Origin of the sequence: Lichenihabitans psoromatis (genome assembly GCF_004323635.1) — a bacterium.
In the GTDB taxonomy this organism is placed as follows: Bacteria; Pseudomonadota; Alphaproteobacteria; order Rhizobiales; family Beijerinckiaceae; genus Lichenihabitans; species Lichenihabitans psoromatis.
Genome location: NZ_CP036515.1, coordinates 2,869,589 through 2,893,879 on the forward strand (window position 1 = coordinate 2,869,589; position 24,291 = coordinate 2,893,879).

21 protein-coding genes are annotated in these 24,291 nt (G+C 63.1%); 6 read left to right on the forward strand and 15 right to left on the reverse strand.

What is annotated here, in order from left to right:
• Window positions 1–2: 2 nt before the first annotated feature.
• Genes EY713_RS13325 through EY713_RS13335 form a run of 3 tightly spaced genes read left to right on the forward strand, consistent with a single transcriptional unit; the run spans window position 3 to window position 2,919 of the window.
• Entirely contained in the window at window positions 3–1,010 is a 1,008-nt protein-coding gene (locus EY713_RS13325; RefSeq protein ID WP_245572717.1) for an ABC transporter ATP-binding protein, read from the forward strand.
• Window positions 1,007–2,032, forward strand: coding sequence for an ABC transporter ATP-binding protein (locus EY713_RS13330; RefSeq protein ID WP_245572718.1), 1,026 nt, complete (start codon window positions 1,007–1,009; stop codon window positions 2,030–2,032). Before EY713_RS13325 ends, EY713_RS13330 begins: the two co-directional genes overlap by 4 nt.
• Window positions 2,029–2,919: a proline iminopeptidase-family hydrolase gene (locus tag EY713_RS13335; RefSeq protein ID WP_131115567.1), complete on the forward strand. Its 891-nt coding sequence runs from the start codon at window positions 2,029–2,031 to the stop codon at window positions 2,917–2,919. Before EY713_RS13330 ends, EY713_RS13335 begins: the two co-directional genes overlap by 4 nt.
• A 16-nt stretch (window positions 2,920–2,935) precedes the next feature.
• Here the strand turns inward: EY713_RS13335 and EY713_RS13340 are convergent, their stop codons facing one another.
• Window positions 2,936–3,658: a helix-turn-helix transcriptional regulator gene (locus tag EY713_RS13340; protein ID WP_131115569.1), complete on the reverse strand. Its 723-nt coding sequence runs from the start codon at window positions 3,656–3,658 to the stop codon at window positions 2,936–2,938.
• 295 nt (window positions 3,659–3,953) lie between these two features.
• Between EY713_RS13340 and EY713_RS13345 the strand changes: the two genes are divergently transcribed.
• Window positions 3,954–4,427 (forward strand): cupin domain-containing protein, encoded by a 474-nt coding sequence (locus tag EY713_RS13345; protein WP_131115571.1) that lies wholly within the window; start codon window positions 3,954–3,956, stop codon window positions 4,425–4,427.
• A gap of 143 nt (window positions 4,428–4,570) precedes the next feature.
• On the opposite strand, the gene EY713_RS13350 is transcribed toward EY713_RS13345, so the two are convergent.
• From EY713_RS13350 to EY713_RS13360, 3 genes are all read right to left on the reverse strand, one after another.
• Window positions 4,571–6,256 carry an FAD-dependent monooxygenase gene (locus EY713_RS13350; RefSeq protein WP_131115573.1) on the reverse strand — a complete coding sequence of 562 codons (1,686 nt, stop codon included), beginning with the start codon at window positions 6,254–6,256 and terminating at the stop codon, window positions 4,571–4,573.
• Window positions 6,257–6,258: 2 nt separating this feature from the next.
• On the reverse strand, window positions 6,259–6,777 hold the full coding sequence (locus EY713_RS13355; protein ID WP_245572719.1) for a MarR family winged helix-turn-helix transcriptional regulator: 519 nt from the start codon (window positions 6,775–6,777) through the stop codon (window positions 6,259–6,261).
• Window positions 6,778–6,978: 201 nt separating this feature from the next.
• The gene (locus EY713_RS13360) at window positions 6,979–7,953 is read right to left on the reverse strand and encodes an amidohydrolase family protein (protein WP_131115575.1); all 975 of its coding nucleotides are present in this window, start codon (window positions 7,951–7,953) and stop codon (window positions 6,979–6,981) included.
• Between the two features lie 240 nt (window positions 7,954–8,193).
• Between EY713_RS13360 and EY713_RS13365 the strand changes: the two genes are divergently transcribed.
• A complete protein-coding gene (locus tag EY713_RS13365; protein ID WP_245572720.1) occupies window positions 8,194–8,688 on the forward strand; it encodes a TetR/AcrR family transcriptional regulator in 495 nt (164 codons plus the stop codon).
• A 130-nt stretch (window positions 8,689–8,818) separates the two neighbouring features.
• Here EY713_RS13365 and EY713_RS13370 read toward each other — a convergent pair whose 3' ends face one another.
• The 7 genes from EY713_RS13370 to EY713_RS13400 all read right to left on the reverse strand — a co-directional run bounded on the left by EY713_RS13370 (window position 8,819) and on the right by EY713_RS13400 (window position 15,623).
• Window positions 8,819–9,484 carry a pyroglutamyl-peptidase I gene (locus EY713_RS13370; RefSeq protein WP_131115578.1) on the reverse strand — a complete coding sequence of 222 codons (666 nt, stop codon included), beginning with the start codon at window positions 9,482–9,484 and terminating at the stop codon, window positions 8,819–8,821.
• Window positions 9,481–10,485, reverse strand: coding sequence for an ABC transporter ATP-binding protein (locus EY713_RS13375; protein ID WP_131115580.1), 1,005 nt, complete (start codon window positions 10,483–10,485; stop codon window positions 9,481–9,483). The genes EY713_RS13370 and EY713_RS13375 overlap by 4 nt, the downstream gene beginning before the upstream one ends.
• Window positions 10,478–11,467, reverse strand: a complete 990-nt coding sequence (locus EY713_RS13380) for an ABC transporter ATP-binding protein (protein WP_131115582.1) — start codon at window positions 11,465–11,467, stop codon at window positions 10,478–10,480. Before EY713_RS13380 ends, EY713_RS13375 begins: the two co-directional genes overlap by 8 nt.
• On the reverse strand, window positions 11,464–12,366 hold the full coding sequence (locus tag EY713_RS13385) for an ABC transporter permease (RefSeq protein WP_131115585.1): 903 nt from the start codon (window positions 12,364–12,366) through the stop codon (window positions 11,464–11,466). The genes EY713_RS13380 and EY713_RS13385 overlap by 4 nt, the downstream gene beginning before the upstream one ends.
• Window positions 12,363–13,313, reverse strand: a complete 951-nt coding sequence (locus EY713_RS13390; RefSeq protein WP_131115587.1) for an ABC transporter permease — start codon at window positions 13,311–13,313, stop codon at window positions 12,363–12,365. Before EY713_RS13390 ends, EY713_RS13385 begins: the two co-directional genes overlap by 4 nt.
• A gap of 15 nt (window positions 13,314–13,328) precedes the next feature.
• Window positions 13,329–14,903, reverse strand: coding sequence for an ABC transporter substrate-binding protein (locus tag EY713_RS13395; protein WP_131115589.1), 1,575 nt, complete (start codon window positions 14,901–14,903; stop codon window positions 13,329–13,331).
• A gap of 195 nt (window positions 14,904–15,098) precedes the next feature.
• Window positions 15,099–15,623 carry a winged helix DNA-binding protein gene (locus EY713_RS13400; RefSeq protein ID WP_131115591.1) on the reverse strand — a complete coding sequence of 175 codons (525 nt, stop codon included), beginning with the start codon at window positions 15,621–15,623 and terminating at the stop codon, window positions 15,099–15,101.
• Window positions 15,624–15,742: 119 nt separating this feature from the next.
• On the opposite strand from EY713_RS13400, the gene EY713_RS13405 reads away from it, so the two are divergent.
• A complete protein-coding gene (locus tag EY713_RS13405) occupies window positions 15,743–19,366 on the forward strand; it encodes a hydantoinase B/oxoprolinase family protein (RefSeq protein WP_131115592.1) in 3,624 nt (1,207 codons plus the stop codon).
• Between the two features lie 57 nt (window positions 19,367–19,423).
• Here the strand turns inward: EY713_RS13405 and EY713_RS13410 are convergent, their stop codons facing one another.
• From EY713_RS13410 to EY713_RS13425, 4 genes are read right to left on the reverse strand one after another with little or no spacing between them, the layout of a single operon-like run.
• Window positions 19,424–20,377: a cyclase family protein gene (locus tag EY713_RS13410; RefSeq protein ID WP_131115594.1), complete on the reverse strand. Its 954-nt coding sequence runs from the start codon at window positions 20,375–20,377 to the stop codon at window positions 19,424–19,426.
• 9 nt (window positions 20,378–20,386) lie between these two features.
• Entirely contained in the window at window positions 20,387–21,424 is a 1,038-nt protein-coding gene (locus EY713_RS13415; RefSeq protein WP_131115596.1) for an ABC transporter permease, read from the reverse strand.
• Window positions 21,421–22,965 carry a sugar ABC transporter ATP-binding protein gene (locus EY713_RS13420; RefSeq protein ID WP_245572721.1) on the reverse strand — a complete coding sequence of 515 codons (1,545 nt, stop codon included), beginning with the start codon at window positions 22,963–22,965 and terminating at the stop codon, window positions 21,421–21,423. The genes EY713_RS13415 and EY713_RS13420 overlap by 4 nt, the downstream gene beginning before the upstream one ends.
• A complete protein-coding gene (locus EY713_RS13425; protein WP_131115598.1) occupies window positions 22,962–24,071 on the reverse strand; it encodes a substrate-binding domain-containing protein in 1,110 nt (369 codons plus the stop codon). The genes EY713_RS13420 and EY713_RS13425 overlap by 4 nt, the downstream gene beginning before the upstream one ends.
• Between the last annotated feature and the right edge of the window lie 220 nt (window positions 24,072–24,291).

Consider the following 24,291-nt stretch of genomic DNA (forward strand, 5'->3'; position numbering starts at 1 on the left):
CGATGGACAGCACCGCCATGCTGGTCGCGACCGATCTGCTCATCGTCGAGAATCTGAATGTCGCCTTCGGCAGTGGATCGTCGCGTGTCATCGCGCTCGACGACGTCTCGTTCGATCTGCGCAAAGGAGAGACCCTGGCGCTCGTCGGCGAATCCGGCAGCGGCAAGTCGCTGACGGCCCTTTCGATCATGGGCCTGCTGCCGCCCGAGGGGCAGGTGACGGCCGGGCGGATCATGCTCGGGAGCGAAGACCTGCTCGAACAGTCGCACCGCCAACGCGTCCGGACGCGCGGAAGCCGCATATCCATGGTGTTCCAGGAACCCATGACCTCGCTCAATCCGGTGTTGACGGTTGGTCGGCAATTGACGGAGGGGCTCGAGTTCCATCGCGGTGCGAGCCGTGCTGAAGCGACCGCCCGCGCGCTCGACCTCCTCACCCTCGTCGGTATGACGCAGCCCGCTCGACGGATGCGGCAATATCCGCACCAATTGTCGGGCGGCATGCGGCAGCGGGTCATGATCGCCATGGCGCTCGCGTGCGAGCCGGACCTCATCATCGCCGACGAGCCGACGACGGCGCTCGATGTGAGCATCCAGGCCCAGATCATCGATCTGATGCTGGACATCAAGGAACGCCTCGGGACCGCGATCCTGCTGATCACCCACGATCTCGGCGTCGTGGCCGAGATGGCCGACCGCATCGCAGTGCTCTATGCCGGGCATGTCGTCGAGATCGCGGATTGCCTGACGCTCTTCAATGCGCCGCGGCATCCCTATACCGAGGGGTTGTTGGCGGCGGTGCCCCGACTCGACCTGCTGGTTGCCGACACGCCGGATCGCAGCCGGCTGGCCGAACTGCCGGGCAGCGTGCCGTCTCCGTCAGAACGCCCGCAGGGGTGCCCCTTCGTTCCGCGCTGCCCCCTCGTCACACCGCGCTGCGCGGTCGAAATGCCTCCGATGACGACGCTCGACGCCGCCCACGCGGTCGCGTGTTGGGAGCGTGCATCGTGAATGGCTCATCCGTGGTCGCGCCGCAGCCGGCCCTGATCCTCGACAAGCTGTGCAAGGAATTTCCTCATCGCGGCGGTCTATTCGGCAAGGCGGAAGCGCCGGTCCGGGCGGTTGACGACGTCAGCTTCTTCGTTCAACCCGGCGAAACGCTGGGGCTTGTCGGGGAAAGCGGGTGTGGCAAGTCGACCCTAGCGCGTCTCGTCATGCGCATGATGCCCCCGACCTCTGGATCCGTGCTGGTCGACGGGCAACGCGTCGACACCCTGTTGTCGAGCGAGGTCCTGGCCTATCGGCGCAAGGTGCAGATGATCTTTCAGGATCCCTACGCGTCTCTCAACCCGCGCATGCGGGCCAGCGATCTGATTGCCGAGCCAATGCTGATCCACGGCCTCGCTAAAGGAGCGGAGCGCGTCGCACGGGTGAAGGAACTGGCCGATCAGGTCGGTCTCGCCACGTCGTCACTGCCCCGGTTTCCGCATGAATTTTCGGGCGGTCAACGCCAGCGTATCGCTATCGCGCGGGCGCTCGCCGTGGCGCCGCAAATCCTCGTCGCAGACGAACCAGTGTCGGCGCTCGACGTTTCGGTGCGTGCTCAGGTCCTGAACCTGATGGCCGATCTCCAGGCGCAGCGCGGCCTCTCCTACCTGTTCATCTCGCATGACATCGGCACCGTGGCCTATCTCAGCCACCGCGTCGCCGTGATGTACCTTGGCGCTATCGTCGAGATCGGCCCATCGCGCGATGTGCTGCGGCGGCCGCGCCATCCCTACACTCGCTTGTTGCTCGAAGCGGTGCCGGTCGCTCATCCTCGGCTAAGAAGTCGGCGCCGCGAGGTGCTGCGAGGCGAGGTGCCGACCGCGACCAACGTTCGCGACGCGTGCCGGTTTGCTCCGCGCTGCCCGATGGCGGCCGACCGCTGCCATGTCGAGGCGCCGACCCCCCGCCTGCTCAACGGCGCTCGTCTCGTGGCCTGCCATTTTGCCGAAGAAACGCCCGAGCTTCCGAGAGGATTGACCGCATGACCGACTTCTCCCTGCGCTTCGGCGACAACCATCTGGCTTGCTACCGATCGGGTGAAGGCGGCGTGCCGCTCCTCATCCTGCACGGCGGCCCGGGTGTGCCATGCAGCTACGTTTACGGCGCTCACAAGCATTATGCGGACGAGGGGTTCGACGTCGTAAGCTGGGATCAACTCGGCTGCGGCGCCTCGGACCGGCCGGACGATCCCGCGCTGTGGCAGGTCGATCGCTTTGTCGCTGAGGTCGAGGCGGTGCGCGAGCAACTCGGCTGGGACAGATTCTTCCTGCTCGGTAATTCGTGGGGCGGCATGTTGGGCATCGAATATTGCCTTGCGCATCTCGCTCGCGTGCGGGCGTTCGTGATTGGGAACAGCGCTGCCAGCATGCCGCACCTGATCCGCGGCTTCGATCGCTGCAAGCAGGCGCTGGGGTCGGACACCGCCCGCATGATGGCCATGCGCGAGGCCGAAGGAACGGTCGAACATCCCGAATATCTCGCGGCCCGCACGTTGCTGATGTACCGCCATATGCTGCGGATGGACGAGTGGCCCGAGCCGGTGCTGGCGGCCATGCGGCCTGAGGTGATCGGCACAAGACCGTTCAAGGCCATGTTCGGCCCTCACTTCTACAACTGCTCGGGAAACCTGCGCGATTGGGATCGCATGAACGATCTGCCGCGCATCACGATCCCGACCTTGGTGACGACCAGCGAGTGGGACTATCTTCTGCCCGAATATGCACGGCTCATGTGGGAGCATCTGCCGCAGTCGGAGATCGTGATTTTCCGCAACTCCGGACACATGCCGTTTTGGGATGCGGCGGAGCGGTACCATCCTGCCGTGCTCGGCTTCCTGAAAAAGCACGCCGGCATGACCATGATGCTCGATTGACCGGATCGCCTCGTGGTCACAAGAGATCGAGTTCCCTGGCCTTAAAGGCCGCATGCACCTTGTTGACGGCGCCGAGCTTGGCAGCGGCCCGGCGTAGGTGAAAATCGACCGTGGCCTTGCTGCGGCCGATGATCTGCGCCACCTCCCAGGTCGTCTTGCCCTGTGTGGTCCACAAAAGGCACAGGCGCTCGTGTTCCGACAATCGAACATCCGTTAAGGTCGCGCATTCGGTTTGCCAGCGAACGAATTTGCTATGAACGGCCTGTGCGATGGCCAGCAAGGCATGAAAATCCGAGTGGCCGACATCGGGCGCGTGAGGTTGTTGTTCCGGCCCGGCAACTGAAAAAAGCCCGCAGGTTCGTCCCGGGCCGTGAACCGGGACGGCGAAGCCGCTCACAATTCCGAACGCCTGCGCCTCGATGAACAACCGCCGTTCGTTCGGACCGATGGTCTTGAGATAGTCCCCGCCACCCCAGGCAAACGGACGAAGGTTCCGATGCCCTTGCACTAAGACCGGGTCTTCGACTTGATATTGTTTTGCTTGGTAACGGTCCTGCCAGCCTTGGGGGTAATTGGTCATCAGCATCCCAGCTGAATTGGCTCCCTCCGCTCCCAGGCTTGGCACCGCGTAAGAGAAGAAGCTAAATCCCAGCGCAAGCGCCAGAGCTCCGACGACGTCATGCGCCTCGGCCTTCTGTTCACACGCATCGAGGCGATGAAACAACGCGGACATCATCATGCGACCAGCTCACTGTCATCTCGACAGAATGCAAATCGCGTTCCATCCGAGGGCTCGCGCCATCCGGCCTGACGCGGTCGCGCGAGCCGTCGGCTTGGCGAGCAAGCAGGGCCCGGAGCGGGCTTGACTGCACCTCTGACTGTGCGGCGATGGATAGGTCCGCCTGCAGGTGCCTCAACCGTCAACGGCTGTGGTGTCATGGAGTTAGGACGACAGCTTTCTCGAGCAGCCTTGACGGGCTACTGTCGGCCGAATGCCCGCGTTGTTGGTTCGACTCTCGTGGAGACGTCTTGACATGACGAGGACGCCTGCCGCTCTCTTGGCTGAAGACGCTCCGGCTCGCATCAAGCCCAGCAACTATCCCGAGCCTTTTGCTTCTCTCATGGCAGGGCGGGTCAAGCGACCGTTAGGAGACGTGTTTGGGCTGATCAACTTCGGAGTGAACCTAACGCGATTGCCTCCTGGTGCCGTTTCGGCCTTGCACCATCAACATTCTCGTCAGGATGAATTCGTCTACATCCTCGAAGGAACTCCGACCTTGATCACAGATGCAGGCGAAACAGAGCTTTCGCCTGGGATGGTTGCCGGCTTTCCAGCATCGGGGACGGCGCATCACCTCGAAAATCGATCAACTGTTGATTGCGTCATCCTTGAGATTGGGGATCGAACGAGCGCCGACGCCGTGAGCTACCCTGTTGACGATCTCCAGGCAGTATTGGGCCCAGACGGGACATGGCGTTTCACGCACAAGGACGGCAATCCCTACTGAGACGTCCAGGCGTCGCGGTCGAAATCGGTGGCCTTGGTCGACGTCCAAACAGGCCCCAGACGCGGTCCTGATCGAAGATGTTGAAATGGCTCCCGCCCGTGCGGCCGGCGCGCCGTCGGTCGCATCCGGCGGCCTGCGTCGCGCTAGTCCGCCTTCACGACGTCGAGGTCACGAGCAGCGAACACATGCGCGCAATAGGCCGTGAGAAGCTTTGGCCGATCGGCGGGCCCGCGAAAAGCCACGTGTCCGTCTGGACGGACAAGCACAAGGACCGGCTTTCCCCCGAGCCCGTAGGCGGCGTGCGCCTTGCTGTCGAGGTCGGACAAGACAGGGATATCCTTATTGCCAAACAAGGCCGCGGCGAGCACCAAACGTGGCCGGACGTTTTTCCACGGTGCCACGGCCCGGATCGCATCGAGAAGAACGCTCTGCGCGTCGGACGAACGGCCATCGAAACACAGGAGTGCCCAGCCCGTCGTGCATCCGTCGGGGTTGTAGAGGAAGCGGAAGAGCGTCGTCGTCTCGCCGCGATGCGTGACTTCCGCGTCAGGGGCCCGCTCGCCCGGCTTCGTGCCTCGCTGCAGAAGCTGGTCTAATCCGGCGAGATCGTCCGCATTCAGCAAGCTCTTCGGATAACTGACTGACATCTGCTGAAGGTCATCGGTTCCTTGAAGGAGTGAACCGATTCCGGGTATCGCCTTGGCGGCGAGCCCGAGTGCGGCGTCCATGACGGGCCCGCGATACACGGTGCGCCGGAAGCCCTTGGCTTGTTGGTCGCTAAGGCGGGCGTGTTCACCCCCGCGTTCGCCGTCATAGGAGTCAAGGACCACCGATGCAGCCTCGCCTCGCATCGTCATCGCAAGCCGCCAAGCGATTTCGACCGCATCGTGCAGCCCAGCGTTCATGCCCTGTCCGCCAATCGGCAGGGAGAGGTGCCCGGCGTCGCCCGCCAGAAAAACGCGGCCGCTGGCATAGCCCGGTGATACGCCATACTGGAAGCGGCTGTGGGTCAGCCACTGTGGGTCAGTCAGCGTGAGGGTCTCGTCGCCCGTGACCTCGCGGGCGATCGCCTGGATCTCATCGAGCGTCGGGTCGCGGTCGGGAACGCCCGCGTCGTCAGCCAGGAAGAACAGCCTGTGGTACCCGCCCCAAACCGGCATGACGCCGCAGAATCCCCGCTTGTAGTAGAAGAACCACAGCTGGTCCGGTGCCATCGATCGGCGCCACGACAGTTTGGCGTCGGCCTGTCGATTCATACAGTCTTTCAATTTCTCGGTCTTGAAATCGAGACCAATGATGGGCCGGACAGTGCTCCGGGCGCCATCCGCCGCAACGACATAGCGACAGCGCCGCCGCTCCTCCGAGCCGTCATCCCCGCGCTTGGTCGTGACTGTCACGCCCGTCTCGTCAGACGAGATGTCGACCACTTTACAACCCCGCACCAACTTCCCGCCGCGCGCCGTGAACGTCGCGGTCAGCGTGCTTTCGATCACGTCCTGCCCACTGTAGAGAACCTGCGGGTAGGGGCTCGCAACGTCGTCGATCTGGATCGGAGTCGTCGGGATGCCATTCATGAAGAAGTTGATCTGATCGATCGCATAGGCCCGCTCGGCGATGAGGTCGCGGAGGCCAACGCTGGCCAGCAGTTCCTGCGGCCGCGCCCAAAGATTGTTGGCGCGCGAGTAGGCTCGCTGTTCGGTGCGTTCCTCCAACAGCAGGCAGGCGACACCATGGTGGCGAAGGGCACATCCCGTCGTCAAGCCGACGGGGCCGGCGCCGATGACGATCACGTCGACATCGTAGGCCGGCATGTCTTGGCTGGCAGGCATGATCAGGTTCCTTGCTTGGAGATGTTGGCAGCCGCGCTCGGTCTTTGGAGGTGCCCGTCCAAGCGCGTCTGAAGCGTCCGGAGCAGCGCGGCCGCGGCCTCGATCTCCTCGGCCGACAAATCTGCGGCCAAGCCGTCGAACCACCGTTCCTGCCGCTCGATCGCGGCCGCATAGGCGAGCTGGCCCCGCTCTGTCATCACCACGAGGTGCGCGCGACGATGGTGTGGATTGAGTTCGAGGCGGACCAGCCCGTCGGCGTTCATCTCGTCGACCAGCCGTTGCACAGCTTGACGCGTCAGGCCCATGTTGCGAGCGATGTGAGCGACCGGCAGGAGCGTCGGCGAGAGCGCGATCGCACCGAGCACCTGCCAGCGTGCGCTGGTCAGTCCGAGATCGCCAACCAGCGTATCGCCTGCGGCCAGCAGGTCGCCGTTCAAACGGAAGAGTTCAATCACGAGACCCGTCAGGGCTCGCCTCGGCCGGTCAGAGTCGTCGGGTCGGGGCAGGGGCGCTTGGCTCACCCCCTCGATCTATAAGTTGACAGCATATTGTCAAGTAGACAGTTTGTTGTCGATAGGGCGTCGCTTTTGCCAGGAGCCGCACTCTTGGGCCGCCAGACCTGGAATCTTTAAATGCCTCTGATCGGGCCGCCCACCAAAGAGCAAACGATTGTCGAAGGTCGGTTATCCATTTCCGCGAATGCCTGTTACGGGTGGACTGGTTTAGAGGCGGAAGAGTTTGCGTGCATTGCCGTGGAAGATCTTTTCACGGTCCGCGGCACTGAGCGGGCTATTCTCGACAGCCGCCGTGAACCTCTCTGCCAGGGCTAGCGGATAATCGGTCGCGTAAAGAATGCGGTCGGCACCGATCGCCAGCGTCGTGCCGATCAACGACACTGCGGAGAGGTTGCCGCTCGTCGTCACCATCATGTTCTTCGCGACGTAATGCGAAATCGGTAGTTTCGGTGACTGTGCCCCCGTCTGCATCCAAATCTGATCGGCGCGATCGAGATGGAACGGAATGAGCTCTCCCATATGGCCGAGGATAAGGGTGAGGTTGGGGAAACGGTCAAACAGACCACTGAAGATGAGCCGAAGCGCGTGAAGTCCCGTATCGGCACCCCAGCCCCAGCCCGGTCCCGCGAGGCCAGGATAGCCCTCGTAAGCCTTGGCGGCTTCAGGGGTCAGGATGCCGGGGTGCAAATAGATGGGGACGTCGAGCTCAGCCACCGCTTCCCAAAACGGAAGATATTTCGGAAGGTCGAGATAGTCCCCCTGTGTTTGGCCGTTGATCAAAGCGCCTGCAAAGCCGGGGATCGTCATGCACCGCCGCAATTCGGCAATGGACGCTGGAACGTCCTGCATGGCCAGCGTCGCCCACCCCATGAAGCGGTCGGGATGGGCGGCAATCCGCTCTGCTAGAAAAGCGTTGAGGCGCTGGGCCATCATCACGGCGCGGACGCGGTCCGGATCGAGTTGGGGACTGCCGCCGTTGTAGTAAGACAGAATGGCGGTTCTGATGCCAAGCGCGTCCATATCGGCCAGACGCCCCGTATCGACGTCAGTCAACCGAGCCATCACGGCCGTCATGGCGGCACTGCCGAAGTGGTCATTCGGTCCCGCCAACATCCGAAAATAGGGATCTTGTCCGGCGTCGAGGACGTGTTCCTCCAAAGCAATTTTCGTGATCTCAGCCATTGCGTTCGCTCCAACAAGTTTATATTAACCTGCCAGTTAGTTAATTAAGGAACATGTGTCAAGATGAACTCCGCGTCTCGAACGATCGACACTCCGACGACGTTATTGGAGCCAGACACTGGCGATCCGCTGCGCCGTCGTCCTGGCCGGCCGGCGGGCCGAGGAGACACGCGCGGGCTTCTGATCGATGCCGCTCTAGTTTTGTTTGCTCAACAGGGCATTGCGACCACAACTCTCCGCATGATCGCGACTGAGGTCGGTGTGACGCCCGCAATGGCGCATTATCACTTCAAAGGCAGGGAACAGCTGATCGACGCGCTCGTCGCGGAGCGTCTCCTGCCGGTTAGCCTCCGCATCGACGAAGTCCTCGACGCGGACGACGCCGCTCCGCTCGTCTTCGTGTCCCGCTTGATCCATCGCCTTCTTGAGATCGTCGCGGAGTGCCCGTGGTGGGCGCCGCTTTGGGTTCGTGAAATTCTCAGCGAAGGCGGGCTCCTGACGGAACGCGTTCACGCCAGATTGGGCGAAGCGGGCCGTCAGAAATGGGCGAAGCGCGTGGCCGAGTGGCAGCGGCAAGGCGTGATGAACAAGGACGTCGAGCCTGATCTCGTCTTCGTCTCGATCATGGGGCTCACGCTCCTGCCGCTTGCCGGAACCTTGAACCGATCGAACCTGGCGAGCAGCGATCAACTCGCGAAGCACGTGCTCACAATCCTGGGGCGAGGATTGTTCTGACGTTTCGTTGAGACAACAGAGCACCAGTCGATCGTCTTGTGCATGCAATGACGAGCGTCATCGTTTTAGTGGCGATGCATCGCGCCTGTAAAAGACTGGTTGCGAACAACTAACTGATTTGTTGAACCGTTCAGTAATTAAACCCTGGCCTGCGGTGATCCTGCTCGACCGTGGCGGCAGTGCGGATCGCGTGTTTCACGGCGGATGTCATCAGGTCAATGCTCATCGAGGGCATTTCGACAAACGGATAGACTTGTTTTGCAACAAAGGAGGGGTGGGCGGGCACGTGAATGAAGCCCGCGCGCGTCGCCATGCCCTTCTCGGCGATCAAATGCAGCACCGTGTACATCATTTGGTTGCAGAGATAGGTCGACGGCGAATTCGATACTTTGGCCGGAATGCCGGAGGCGCGAAGCTGGTCCGCGATGGTCTTGACCGGCAGGGTGGCCAGATGACCCGCCGGGCCGCCCTCGAACACCGGATGACCGCCATGCTGGGTTCCAACATTGTCGGCGATGGGAAAGTCCATCACGTTCGCGGCGATGCGCTCCACCGCGATCACCGACAGGCCGGGCGCGACCCCGAGGCTGATCCAGAGATCGGGCTTGTGGTCATCCAGCGTGGCGCTCGTGAGGGCGGCAAGCTTGCCTGAGTCGACCGGCATCTGGATGGCGATGAGGTCTCCCTCGATGTCGTTGGCGGCCCGTAACTCGGCCAGGACGTCGAGCGTCGGGTTTTCGGTCCCGTGTGCGAAAGGCTCGAAACCCGTGACGACGATTTTCAGCGGGTGGTTCATGGCGATCCTCCGTGGGCGTCCGGCCCGTTGAGATAACAGGCCGCCTGATGGTCTGGCGCGACATCGATCATCGCGGGGCGTCGCTTGTCGCAGGGGTCGAAGCGCATCGGGCAACGCGGCTCGAACGGGCAGGCATCGGGCTTCACGGCACCAACGCTGTCGCCCTCGATCTGGCCGAGACCCTCGACCCGCATGCGACGGGGATCGGCGATCGGGATCGCACGCAGGAGAGCGGCCGTATAGGGATGGCGCGGCTCGCGACAGACCGCATCGGCGGGTCCGATTTCGACGATCTGCCCGAGATACATCACCGCGACCCTATCGCAGATGCGCCTGATCACCCCGAGATCATGCGAGATGAAGATGTAGGACAGCCCGAACTGCCGCTGCAGATCCAGGATGAGCCGCAGGATCTGGGCCCGGATCGAGACGTCCAGTGCCGATACGGCCTCATCGAAGACGATGATGTCCGGCTGCAGCATCAGGGCACGCGCGATGGCGATCCGCTGACACTGGCCACCCGAAAACTCGTGCGGATAGCGATCCTCATGCTCGGGCCGTAATCCTACGAGGCCAAGCAGTCGACGGGCCTCGGCCCGTCGACTGGCGGTGGTGCCGAGCCCCTGGAGCCGCATCGGCTCGGCGATGTTGATCCCGATTGGCATGCGCGGGTTGAGGGACGACAACGCGTCCTGGAACACCACCTGAATGCGGCGGCGCATCTCCCGTTTCCGGCGCTCCGGCGCATGCGTGAAATCGACACCGTCGATGCGGACCTGCCCGGCATCGGGGTCGAGGAGCGAGAGAACGAGCCGCGACAGGGTCGACTTGCCGCAACCGCTCTCGCCGACCAGCCCAAGGGTTTCGCCACGACGAAGCGTGAAATCGACACCGGCGACGGCTTTCACGCCGCCTCCTCGAGCCCCGAATGACTTCGACAGCCCCACCACCTCGAGAAGGGTGTCGGACAGAGGTTTGTCAGACAGTGTCGCGTCAGACATGTGCCTGATCCTGTTCAACCAGGATGCAGGCGGCCTCGTGGCTGGACGAAATCGCCCTGAGTGGCTGATCCTGGCGGCGACAGATCTCCTGGACGGATGGGCAGCGCGGCGAGAAGCGACAACCGACGGGCGGGTGCCGCAAGTCTGGAGCGCTGCCGCCGATGGGTTCCAACGGCTCGCTCCTGTCGTCCTCGATCCCAGCCACGCAGGCCAGCAGCGCTTTCGTGTAGGGGTGGCGCGGGTCATGAAACAGCGTGTCGACGTCGGCCCGCTCGACGATGCGCCCCGCATACATGACCAGAACCTCGTCAGCCATGCTGGCCACAACGCCGAGGTCGTGAGTAATGAGCAGCAACGACGCACCCATGTCGCGCTGCAGATCGTGCAGGAGCCGCAGGATCTTGGCCTGGATAGTCACGTCCAGCGCCGTGGTTGGTTCGTCGGCGATGATGATCTTGGGCGAACAACTGATGGCCGCCGCGATCAGCACCCGTTGCCGCATGCCGCCGCTGAAATGGTGCGGATAGTCATGAACGCGGCGAGACGCCTCCGTCACGCCGACCCGCGTCAGCAGGTCGATGGCGGTGCGGTCCGCCTCGGCGCGCGACATTGGTTTGTGGGCCTGCAGGGTTTCTGTGATCTGCTGACCGATCGTGAGCGCGGGGTTGAGCGAGGTCAGCGGATCCTGAAAGATCATCCCGATCGCGGCGCCGCGCACATGCTCCATGTCGCTTTCGCTCAAGCCGAGCAGATCGCGACCATCGAGCGTCACTGTACCGCCGATGATCCGGCCCGGCGCATCGATGAGGCGCATCAACGACAGAGCAGTTGCGGACTTGCCGCATCCGGACTCGCCCACGAGAGCGGTGGTTCGGCCGGGCAGGAGCGCGAAGCTGACGCCGTCGACGACGGTCGCGCCGGCGCGATCGTCACCGAAGCGGGTGCGTAGATCCTCGACTGCGAGGCTGATCGGTGCGCTCATCGCCGAAGTGTCCGGGGATCGAGGGCGTCGCGGATGCCGTCTCCGAGGAAGTTGAACGCAAGGGACACAAACAGAATCGCGCATCCTGGCAGGATCGTGACATGCGGCGCCCGCCTCAGCACGACCCTGCCGTCCGCGACCATGGCGCCCCAATCGGCGGTGGGCGGCTGCACGCCGAGGCCAAGGAAGCTGAGGCCCGATCCAACGACGATCATCAACCCCATCAAGGTTGTGGCATAGACGACGACGGGCGAAAAAACGTTCGGCAACACATAGCGCATCATGATGCTGGACCGCGTGCCGCCGGCCGCGCGCGCCGCCTCGATGAACGGCATAGGCACGACACCCTCGGTCGCGGTGCGGGCTAGGCGAGCGAAATATGGGATCAGCACGATCGTGATCGCGATCATCTCGGTCAGCACGCCGGGTCGCATGGAACCCGCTATGGCGATCGCGAGCAGCACCATCGGAAAGGCGAAGACCACGTCGAGGCAACGCATGATGATCTGGTCGACGAGGCCTCGCCAATAGCCCGCCACGAGGCCAAGACCAAGTCCAATGATGCCGGCCGTCACGGTCGGCACCACGCCGATCAGCATAGAGACGCGGCCACCGTAGAGGAGGCGGGCCAACATGTCCCGACCCTGCTGATCCGTCCCGAACGGGTGTCCTGCGGTTCCCATCGGTGCGTAACGGGCGAGATTATCGGCAACGTCCGGGCTGACGCCGGCGAGGATCGGGGCAAACACGACCGCCGCCACCACGGTGGCGAGCAGGACGGCCGACACGAGCGCCCCACGATCCCGCGCGAAGGACTTGAGGCGCCAGAAGCGCGCTCGGGAGCCGACATGATCCCGCTGCGTCACATCGATCGGGGCCGAGGCGTCGAGCCCGCTCATGCTTCGCGCAATCGAGGATCGAGAACAGCATTGATCATGTCGACCGCAATGTTGGCCAGCACAAACGCCAGCGCGATCAGCGATGTCGTGGCCTGGATGACGGGAAGGTCACGCGCCGTAATGCTGTCGTAGAGCAAGGCGCCGAGGCCAGGCCAGGCAAACACCACTTCGGTCAAGAGCGCGCCGCCGAGCAGATAACCGAGCTGCAGCCCCGTGATGGTCACAACCGGAGGAAGTGCGTTCAGAATGACATGGCGACGGATCAATGTGGCGCGCGCGAGCCCCTTGGCGCGAGCCACGCGAACATGCGGCCTGCCCATGGCTTCGATGACGCTGGATCGAACGATGCGCGCCATAATGGCGGCGGGACCGAGCGCTGTGGTCACGGCCGGCAGCACGAGGTGGCGAAGCACGTCCAGCGCTCCGCCATTACCCGCCATGTCCTGCATGCCGGAGACCGGCAGCCAGCGCAGTTGGATCGCGAAGAACAGCACCAGGATGAGGCCAAGCCAGAATGGTGGAGCGCTGCCGGCCAGGAGGGCCACCGACATACTCAGGCGGTCAAACAGCGAATGTGCCCGCAAGGCGGCGAAGAGGCCGACCGTGTAGCCGATCACCACGGCGAGCAGCAGGCTGCCGAACGTGAGGATCAGGGTGTTCAGGAAGCGCGGCAGCACCAGGGTCGCGACAGGAAGCTGCGTCGCAATCGAGGTGCCGAAATTTCCTGACAGCGTCCGCGCGAGCCAAGCGGTATATTGTAACGGCAAGGGCTGATCGAGCCCCAGCGTGTGCCGAAGCTCGATCTTAGCGGCTTCCGACGCCTGCGGGCCGAGCAACACGGTCGCGGCATCGCCTGGCGCCAGTTGGATCAGCAGGAAGATCACGATCGACACGCCGATGATGACGGGCACCACCCCGACGAGTCGTCGTGCGATGAAGACGCCCACCGGACCCCCCTGACGCTACTCGACCGACACGGTCGAGAGATCGAACCAATCTTCCGGCGGATTGATAAATCCCTTCACCTTGGACGACAGCAGGATCGGATCGAGATCATCGTCGAGCGGCACGAAGGCGGCGTCGTCCGTGATGATGCGGTTGACCTTCTGATAGATGACCTTGGCGGCCGCCGGATCGCGCGTCACGATGGCTTGGTCGAGCAGGGTGTCGACCTCGTGGTTGCAGTAGAAACCCGAATTGATGCCAGCGGGCGGTGCGGCATCGCAGCGACTGACGACTCCGATCCAGGCTGGTGTCGACATCCCCCAGCCGATCTCATTCATGGCGACGTCGGCCGACATGCCGCCGGCCCATTTGCCGAGATAGGTGACCCACTCGTATTTCCGCAACTCGACGTCGATACCAACCTTCTTGAGATCGCGCTGAATCCAGGTCTCGACGAGCTCGCCAGTACCGTATTGCGGCAGCTCGAACACCAGCTTCAAGTCTTTCACGCCAGCATCGGCCAGAAGCTTCTTGGCGCCGTCCGGATCATAGGCGTAGCCCTTGAAGTTCGGGTCATAGGCATCGGTACCGGGCGACAGCATGCCATATTCCGGTCGGCCGGTGCCGTGCATGATCTCTTTGGTGATTCCGATCCGATCGATCGCCATATTGATTGCCTTGCGGACGCGCACATCCTGCAAAGCAGGATTTTTGAAATTGAGGTGCATGTAGTTGATAAAAGGAGCGTTTTTGTTCGTCGACAGCACGAACCCTTCGCCCACCAACCGGTCGATCTCGTCCCAAGGCGGGGTCGAAATCATCTGGACTTCGTTATTCTCGAGCGCGTTGACGCGCGTCGCCGGGTCTTGAAGCGGCCGGAAGATCACCCGGTCGAGCTTGGCCTTGGTGCCCCAATAGGCATCATTTCTTTCGATCACGGTCTTTACACCCTGATCCCGTTCGACGAACCGAAAGGGCCCGGTCCCGACCGGATGCAGCGCCACTCCGTCATTGCCATATTGCTTGACGGACGCCGGGCTGATCATCAAGGGCTGGCCGTAGCTCTGAAGGCCTTGACGTAGCCACTGATAATTGGCGGCCGTGAGCGTAACCTTGACGGTCATCGGGTCGACGACGTCGACGCTCTTGATCCACTTGGTATAGGCAACCACGAATGCCTTGGATTTCTTGTAGAAGTCCGGCGAGCTTTCATTCCAAAAGCGGTCGAAGTTGAACTTGACGGCTGCCGCGTCGAACGGCGTTCCGTCGTGGAATTTGACGCCCTCACGCAGGTGGAACGTATAGACGAGGCCATCGTCCGAAATGTCCCACGACTTGGCGAGGCCGGGGATGAGCGGCGGTGTCGGCTCATCCGGCTTGGTCAGGTCCTCTTTCACGAGGCCCTCGAAGATCTGGTAGGTAATCTGGTAGGTGCTCCAGCCGCCGGTCGCATGTGGATCGAGCGTATCGGTCTCGGCTGGCATGCCCCAGATCAGGGTTCCGGCCGCGGAGGCGATTCCTGAGCCGAGCAAAGGTGTTGCAAGCGCCGTCGTGGCGAGTACGAACGACAAGGCAAACCGACGTATAACCAAGACGCCCTCCACAACCGCCAGGCTATGCCGCCTGGATCAGATAATCTTGCACGATGCGTGCCGGTCGGTCGGCGATTGCTCAGCCGGCGCGGCACCATCAGATCGAAACATCAACGATATGTCGGTAAATCGTCAAGATGGAAATGCTGTGCAGTCGTGCCTTGCTTTGCACCAAGCTGATTTCCGTTTGCGCAATCAGAGCGAAGCGGCGGCGCGAGCGGCTTGATCATAGTGGCCCGACAGCACGCGCATCTGCGCCGCGATCTTGGACAGCGCGGGTTGATCAAGGCCCATGGCGGCGATGGACCGAACCAGCAGGGCTTCGCGAATTTTGTGATAACGCTGGCACGCCGCCGCTCCCGCGTCGGTTGTCGTGACGATCTTTTCTTTGCCCTGCATGCGGGTCGTCAAAAGCTTCAGTCGCGCCAGCTTTTTGATGGCGTAGCTGACCACATGCGTGTCCTCGACGTTGAGCACGAGGCAGATATCGGCCATCCGTTTGGGCTTGCCGCGATGGAATGCGGTATGCAGAACCAGGACGTCGATCGGCGACAAGTCCGGCACCCCGGCGGCGGCCATGCAACGGACCATCCATCGATCAAAGGCATGCGACACCATGATTGCGCCGAATTCGAACTCCGACAAGGCCGGCATTGCGCCGGCCGCCAGATGGGCGGACGAGACTACCGGTCCGTTGAATTCGGTCACTGTCTCGGTCATGCCGCTATCCCTGTCTGTGCAAACCGTCACGTTTAAGGGGCGCCAACCCCGTCGTCCACATTGACATTTTATCGACGAATCGTTGATGTTTGCTGCTGTCGAAGTCGAGGAGTCCGTTTTTGACCAAGTGGGAATTCTGGATCGATCGCGGCGGCACGTTCACGGATATTGTGGGGCGCGATCCCGAGGGCCATCTTGTCGCCCGGAAGCTGCTGTCCGAGAATCCCGAACATTATCCGGACGCAGCCCTGCATGGCATCCGCGAGGTTCTCGGCCTTGCGGCTGGCGCCCCGATCCCGGCAGACCGTATCGCCGCGGTCAAGATGGGCACGACCGTGGCCACGAATGCGTTGCTGGAACGAAAGGGTGACCGCACCGTGCTGGTCACCACCCGTGGCTTCCGCGATGCCTTACGGATCGGCTATCAGGGCCGCGCCGATATTTTCGCGCAGAAGATCGAAAAACCCGAACAGCTCTACGAACGGGTGATCGAGGTGTCCGAGCGCGTCCTGGCCGATGGCACGGTCGATCTCCCGCTCGATCTCGCACCAAGTCGCGCGGCGCTGGAGGCGGCCTTCGCGGATGGCATCCGGTCGTGCGCGATCGTGTTCATGCACGGCTATCGTTTTCCGGCGCACGAGGCCGCCGTCGCGGATCTCGCGCGCGCCATCGGCTTCACGCAGGTGTCCGCATCCCACGCCGTCAGTCCGCTGGTCAAACTCGTCGGACGTGGCGACACGACGGTGGTGGACGCTTATCTGTCGCCGATCCTGCGGCGTTACGTCGACCGCGTCGCGGCGGAGCTCGGCGGCAACACGGGCGGCTGCCGCCTGATGTTCATGGCCTCGTCGGGCGGCCTCACGGCCGCGCATCTTTTTCAGGGGCGTGATGCCATTCTGTCGGGTCCGGCCGGCGGAGTCGTCGGGTGTATCGAAACCGCCGCGATCGCCGGCTTCGATCGGGTCGTCGGCTTCGACATGGGCGGCACATCGACCGACGTGTCGCATTTCGCGGGCGAGTATGAGCGCGCGTTCGAGACCGAAGTCGCCGGCGTTCGCATGCGCGCCCCCATGATGCTGATCCATACCGTGGCGGCCGGCGGCGGCTCGATCCTGCATTTCGACGGGTCCCGTTTCACTGTCGGCCCGGACTCGGCTGGCGCCAATCCCGGCCCCGCTGCCTATCGACGCGGCGGACCGCTGACCGTCACGGACGCCAATGTCATGCTGGGCAAGCTGCAGCCCGCTTTTTTCCCCAAGATCTTCGGCCCGAACGGAACCGAGCCGCTCGACCGGGCGGGCGTCGAGGAGGCATTCGGTGCCATGGCGGCCGCTATGGCGGCGGCCGAGACGGGCCTCGCCCGAAGCGCCGCCGCGATCGCCGACGGCTTCGTGCGAATCGCGGTCGAGAATATGGCCTCGGCCATCAAAAAGATCTCGGTCCAGCGCGGTTACGACGTCACCCGTTATGCGCTGCAATGTTTCGGCGGCGCGGGCGGTCAACATGCCTGCCTCGTGGCCGATGCGCTCGGCATGAGCACGGTGCTGATCCATCCGCTGTCGGGCGTGCTCTCGGCCTATGGTATGGGCCTCGCGGCGATCCGGGCGACGCGGCAACGGACGTTCCATGCCGATCTCGACCAAGCAGCGGTCGGCGACGCAAAATCCGCCCTCGCGACGCTTTCCGACGAGGCGCTCGGCGAGCTCGCGGCGCAGAGCGTCGCGGCTACAGACAGTATTGTAAACGTGCAGGCGCATCTGCGATATGCAGGCACCGACACGGCGCTCGCAGTCCCGTTCGACGATGTCGCGACTATGACGCGGGCGTTCGAGGCTGCGCATCTGGCGCGCTTCGGCTTTATCGACGCCGCCAAGCCGCTAGCTTTCGAGGCCCTCTTCGCCGAGGCGATCGGGGGCGGCAGCACCGTGGTCGAGCCGGAACATGCGTTGACCGACGCGACGCCGCGCCCCGCCGAGCAGACCCGGTTCTATGCGCAAGGCGCCTGGCACGAGGCGCCCGTGTTCTTCCGGGCCGATCTCGCGCCCGGCATGACGGTGGCGGGGCCGGCGCTGCTGATCGAACCGAACCAGACCGTCGTGGTCGAGGCGGGCTGGCGCATGGACATCTCGGCGCGGGATCACGTGATCCTGCGGCGTGTCGAGGCGCTGCGATCGACGGCGGCGGTCGGGACCACGGCAGATCCCGTGCTGCTCGAAGTGTTCAACAACCTCTTCATGTCGATCGCCGAGCAGATGGGCCTGACCCTGCAGAACACGGCCTATTCGGTGAACATCAAGGAGCGGCTCGACTTTTCCTGCGCCGTGTTCGACAGCGACGGCGCGCTCGTCGCCAACGCGCCGCATATGCCGGTCCACCTCGGCTCCATGGACATGTCGGTCAAAAGCGTCATCGACGCTTTCGGCGGCACCATGCGGCGAGGCGACGTCTATGCGCTCAACGCGCCGTATAACGGCGGCACGCATCTGCCCGACATCACGGTGGTGACGCCAATGTTCGGCGATGATGAGGACCTGCTGTTCTTCGTGGCCTCGCGCGGCCACCATGCGGATATCGGCGGCACCGCGCCCGGCTCGATGTCGCCCCTGGCCCGCACGATCGAGGAGGAGGGCGTCTATCTCGACAATATCCATCTGGTCGACCGCGGCCACTTCCGCGAAGCAGAGTTGGTGGCGCTGCTGACCGGCGGTCGTTATCCGGTTCGCAACGTCGTCCAGAACATCAACGATCTCAAGGCGCAGATCGCCGCCAATGCGAAAGGCGTCGCCGAACTCGCCAAGATGGTGACGCATTTCGGGCTGGACGTCGTGCGGGCCTACATGGGCCATGTGCAGGACAATGCGGCCGAAAGCGTCGCGCGTGTGATCGCAACCCTGCCGGATGCCGATTTCGCGCTCGAGATGGATCAAGGCTGCGTCATCCGGGTCAAGCTCACGATCGACCGCGAGGCGCGTATCGCGACGGTCGATTTCACCGGCACATCGCCGCAGCGCGACGACAACTTTAACGCGCCGAGCCCCGTCACGCGGGCGGCTGTGCTCTACGTGTTCCGAGTGCTGGTCAATTCGGCCATTCCGATGAATGCGGGATGCCTGCGCCCGGTCCGTATCGTGATGCCGGACGGCACCATGCTGTCGCCGCGCTACCCCGCCGCCGTCGTGGCCGGCAATGTCGAGGTGAGCCAAGCCGTGACCGATTGCCTGTTTGGGGCGCTCGGCTCGTTAGGCTCGGCGCAAGGCACGATGAATAATCTCACGTTCGGGGACGAGCGCTATCAGTATTACGAGACGATCTGCTCGGGCGCTCCGGCCGGGCCAGGGTTCGATGGCGTCGACGCGATCCACACGCATATGACCAACTCCCGCCTGACCGACCCGGAGATCCTAGAACTGCGCTATCCCGTGGTGCTCGAGGATTTCAGCATCCGCCAGGGATCAGGCGGCAGAGGCCGCTGGAACGCTGGCGACGGCACCTCGCGGACGATCCGGTTTTTGCGGCCGATGGATTGCGCCGTTCTGTCCGGCCATCGCCGCGTCGCGCCCTTCGGGGTCGATGGCGGAGAGCCCGGCGCGCTCGGTGATAACATCGTGCGCCGCCTCGATGGCAGCCTCGATCATATCGGTGGCTGCGCGCAGACGCGACTGGACGCCGGCGAAGCCATCACGATCGTGACCCCCACGGGCGGTGGTTACGGGCCGGTGTCACGGCGAGACAACGCCTCGTGAGCGTCATGGCAGAGGCGTTTGGTTCCGCTTGGCCACAACGAACGGTCTACGAAGACTTCATAGGAGTGCGAATGGAGCGCCGGGAGATCCGGTTGCCCCGATGATCGGCAGAGGCGCGAAGATGTAAGCGAATCGCCATCGCTCTGTCGCCGCAAGCGCGTCGAGGCTCATGCCTTCGTGCAGGTAGATACCGTGTTTCATGATGAGGTGCTGATGCACGGGATGAAACACGTCCGGGTCAATGGGAGGGACGACATCGACGGCGAAGTTGTCGGCACCGACGACACACGGCTGTTTCGTTGCAAGCCACTCTGCGGCCGCAAGACCAAGGCCCGGAGCGCCGTCGTAGAAGGTTGCGGCCTCGGTCCGGAACCGCGACCCATGACCGGTCCGGATCAGGACGGCGTCGCCCGGCGCGAACACCTCCTCGTTCAAGCCCTGACGCTGGAGGCAGGCTTGCAGGTCGGCGGGTGTGATCTCTTCGCCTGGGTCCATGACTCGGCCTTTCAGGCCCTGGACATCGAGCAGGAGACCCGGCGTGAAAAAAATGGGCGCATTCTCGATGCCCAGGCGCACTAGCCCATAAGGCGACCAGATGTCGGACAGCGGTGTGCCGTTGTAAAACCGGATATTGCCGTGATCGGCTTTATCGCCGACCTGTCGACCGAGATGCCCGAGCGCATCCATATGGGTGCCGATCTGGCCGATCTCGGTGGTGAGGAACTCGTCGTTCCAGACCGTCTTGCTGCGGCTCCCGTAAGGACCACCGGTCGGGCCGCCTGGCATCCGAAGGCCGAAAATGCGGCCGGGCGCGAGCGGGATTTTCGCGTCGTATTCGTGGCCGAGCCGAACGATCTCGTGGCGATTGACCAGAGAGAGCGCCTCCTTCACCTTGTGCGGGCCGAGGAGATTGCCGGCGCCGCACTGATCGTCGGCGCCCCAACGAGACGGATACCACGTTGCCCCGAGGGCCGGGCTTTGCGCGGGATCGTCGACCGAATTGTCAGACATGAGGATTCCTCAACTGCTGCTCTTGTGACCGCCCGGGAGAGCCGTCGCGATCTCCGGGGTACCGGCACTGAGCTTGATACGTCGCTTCGCCGCCGTCACCGCAAGGCCCACGGCGAGAATCAGCATGGCGCCGTTGAAGATCGGTTCGACGAAGAAGGGCGCTCCCAGTTGGTTCAGGCCCGCCACCGTGACGGCTAAAACAGCGACGGCCAGAATCGTGCCCCACACATTGACGCGCCCCGGCCGAATGGACGTCGCCCCCAATAAGGCTGCTGTGAAGGCGGGGAGCAGATATTCCTGACCGACCGAACTTTGGCCGACCTGGAGCTGCGATTGGAGGATGATGCCGGCAAAGGCCGATGTCGCCCCGGCCGCCACGAAGGCCCCCGTCACGTAGCGCCGCGCCGAAATGCCGTTAAGTTCGGCCGCACGCGGATTGGCTCCGAGCACATACAGGTGCCGCCCCATCGGCATGAACTCGAAAACGATCCACAGGATCAGGCTGAGGACCAGCACGTAAAGTGCAGGCAGCGGAATTCCAGCCACGACGCCGGAGAGCCCTGTGAAGTTATCGGGCAACGACGCGACGACTTGCTGGCCGCCCGTGTACCATTCATTGAAGCCATAGAGCAGCGTTCCCGTCCCGAGCGTCGCGATGAAGCTGTCGATGCCGACGACGGTGACGAGGACGCCATTGAACAGGCCGACGAGCGCGCCCAATACAACGACCAGAGCCGAAGCCTCGACCCATCCGAGCCCCTGGCCCTGTAGACCGATCACGAGAACCTGGACGATGCCGAGCAGGAAGCCCGCCGAGAGATCGAAATGATTAGCCGTCATCGGCAGAAAAACCGCCAAGGCGACCAACGCCGAGATGGCCTTGTTGTTGATGATTGATCGCATGTTGAAATAGGTCGGGAAGGTGTCTGGCTTCAAGACCGAGAAGAGAATCAACAGTATGACGAGGAGGACGAGGAGGCCCCAGGTCGAAACGGCTTGGGTGAGCCGCGACGATGTCGCGGGCGCTCGTCGAACGGGAGAACTCATGCTGCGGCCTCCGTTACGGGATCGGCACCGGCCGCGAGCGCGGTGAGCCGAGCCACCGTGATCTCAGGGCCGGCGATCTCTGCCGTGACGGTGCCCCGATTGAACACCAGGGCACGATGGCAAACTTTCTCGATCTCCTCGAAGTCGGACGAGATCAACAGCACGGCTCGACCATTGGCGTGTGCGAGATCGAGATCGCGGTAAATCTCCGCCTTCGAGCCCACATCGACGCCGATTGTCGGTTCCTCGAGGATGAGCAAGTCAACCTGGGACTCCAGCCACCGTGCGACGACGACCTTCTGCTGGTTGCCGCCGCTCAGCGTCGCGATCGCAGGGGTCGGGTCAGGGGGGCGGACCGAAAAGCGAGCCAGCACCGTCCCGCACGCTTTGCGCTCCTGTCCGCGGGCGATAGGTCGCAAGGGAGACACGCCGCGGGTTCGAGAGTTGATAAAAAGATTTTCGAGAACGCTCAGCGCCCCGGCGAGACTTTCTTCTCCACGGCGGCTGGACACGAAGCCGATGCCGCTTTGGATCGCGCGCGACGGGCGACCGGTTTTGAGCGGTTTGTCCTTGAACAAGACGGTGCCGGATTCGATCGGCAATGCACCAAACAGCGCTCGACCGAGCGCATGGTGGCCGGCGCCACGCAGACCCACGAGACCGAGCGTTTCGCCACGTCGGACCACGAGGGAGACGGGGCCAACACGGCCCGCTCCATCGTCCTGCGAGACGACGACATCGTCGAGCGACATCAGGACGGTCTCAGATGCGGGCTTTACCGCGAAGCTCGTCTGCGTCAGCGTTCCGCCGACGATCCATTCGACGAGCTCAGTTTGAGAGGTTGCGGGGATCGCGCGGGTTGCGATCCGCCGACCGTCACGCAGCACGGTCAGGCGATCCGCGATCCGGAAAACTTCATCCAGACGGTGAGTGACGTAGAGAAGGCCGATGCCGCTCTCCTTCAGGCGCTGCAACGTCCCAAGCAGAAGATCGACGTCGGCGGCCGGCAACGCGGCCGTCGGTTCGTCGAGCACTAAAAGATCGCACCGTCGGGCAAGCGCGCGCGCGATAGCGACGATGGACTTGTCGGCGGCCGACAGGGTTCCGACACGCGTCTCCGGATCGATGCTGCTCCCCATTCGGTCGAGAGCCTTCCGGGCGGCTGTTGCGGCGGCGGCCCAATCGATGAGACCCCGCCGTCTCGGGTAGCCTGTCAGGATCGCCACATTCTCGGCCACGGTCATCGTATCGACGAGGCCGAGATCCTGATGGATGAACGTGATGGGCAGAGCGACATCGCCGGGGACAACGTCCTGCCCGCGCCACCGCATCCGTCCCTCGGTCGGCGGGTAGATGCCGGCCATGATTTTGATCAGGGTCGATTTGCCGGCGCCATTCTGCCCGAGAAGCGCATGGATTTCGCCGCGACGCACATCGAAATCGACATGGTCGAGCGCGAGAGTGCCGGTGAACTGCTTGACGATACCGCTGAGTTCGAGAAGTTGCTCCCCGTGTTCTGCGGCTTCGTCCAGTTCGATCACGGCGCAATTCCCCAGATCTTCAGGTATTCCGCTTTGTAGTTGTTCTCCGGCACAAACATATTCTTGTCGCCGCCTTGGGTTCCGACGTTCTCGGCCGTGACCAGGTAGGGGGGCTGTACGAAGCCACTCGGGGGCGCCTTGTTGAAGGCCCGGTTGAACTCATCGACCGCTTGATAGGCTTGGAGTTCGATCGGCTCCGAAACCGTCACGGTCTGGTACTGCTTGCCCTTGCGAATCCGCTCATAGGCCGACCTGTTGCCATCGGCGCCGATCAGTTTGGCCTGATCGGGCGAGACACCCGCGCTCCGCAACGCCGGGATAGCGAAATCGAGATCGTTATCTCCCACCGACGTGATGTAGATCGGTAAGCCAAATCGCTGGACCCAGCTCGTGGTCAGTTGCGGCATACGCTGTGCTGCTTCGGATGCCGGGAAATTTGCGTAATCGAGCAGCTTGCAGCCCGCACAGGCCAAAATCGCGTCCTTAGTGGCGCCCGATTTCGTTTCGGCGATCTGATATTCATTATGCGTGATGACAACGACCTTCGCGGTTCCATTGCTGTCCGCGATGGCCCAGTCGGCTTCGGCCTTGCCGATCTCGCGCGGGTCTTCTTGGATGTTCACAAAGAGGTGAAGATCGGGGGCGGGGCCCGGAAGCGAGGCGGCGTGAAGTCCGATGACCGTGATGCCCTTGTCGGCCGCCGTTCGGATTGGATCCTGCAGGCTCTTGGCATCGGCAAAGATTGCGATGCCGTTCGGCTTCAGCGCGATCGCCTGGTTGAACCCAGAAACCCAGGATGAGGGGCTGCCCTTGCCGTCGATGACGGTGAGTTTCCAACCAAGCTTGGCGGCGGCCTCCTTCATCGAGAGGCCATACTCGCGCGAGATATCATTCTGTTCGTCACCGGAGAGGTAAACGAGCGTCATGTCCTTCGCCGGTTTCGGCGCGGATGTGGGCCCCTGCCAAGTCGTCTGTGGTCCGGCATATTTCTCGATCGCCGCCTTGGCGGCCGCGACCCCGTCGTCGGCTCTGGCGGCCGAGGTCATTGGGATTAGGCCAGCGATGGCCAAAGCGGTCAGTTGTGTACGGGACCGTGCTCGCGTCATTTTCGTCTCCCTTTGATAGGCGCGCTCGTTTGGAGCGTCTCGTTATGGTTCATTGTCTCTCACGCCGAACATCGCGGTCAACGTTTATTTAGATCGATCTAAACGGCTCTATATTTTATCGCGTCATGCTCTACGCTTGGGCGACGCGCCACCGTTCAGCGCATCATCAGCGACGGGTTGCATAGTGGACGAAAGCGTAAACAGGTCTGACGAGACAAGG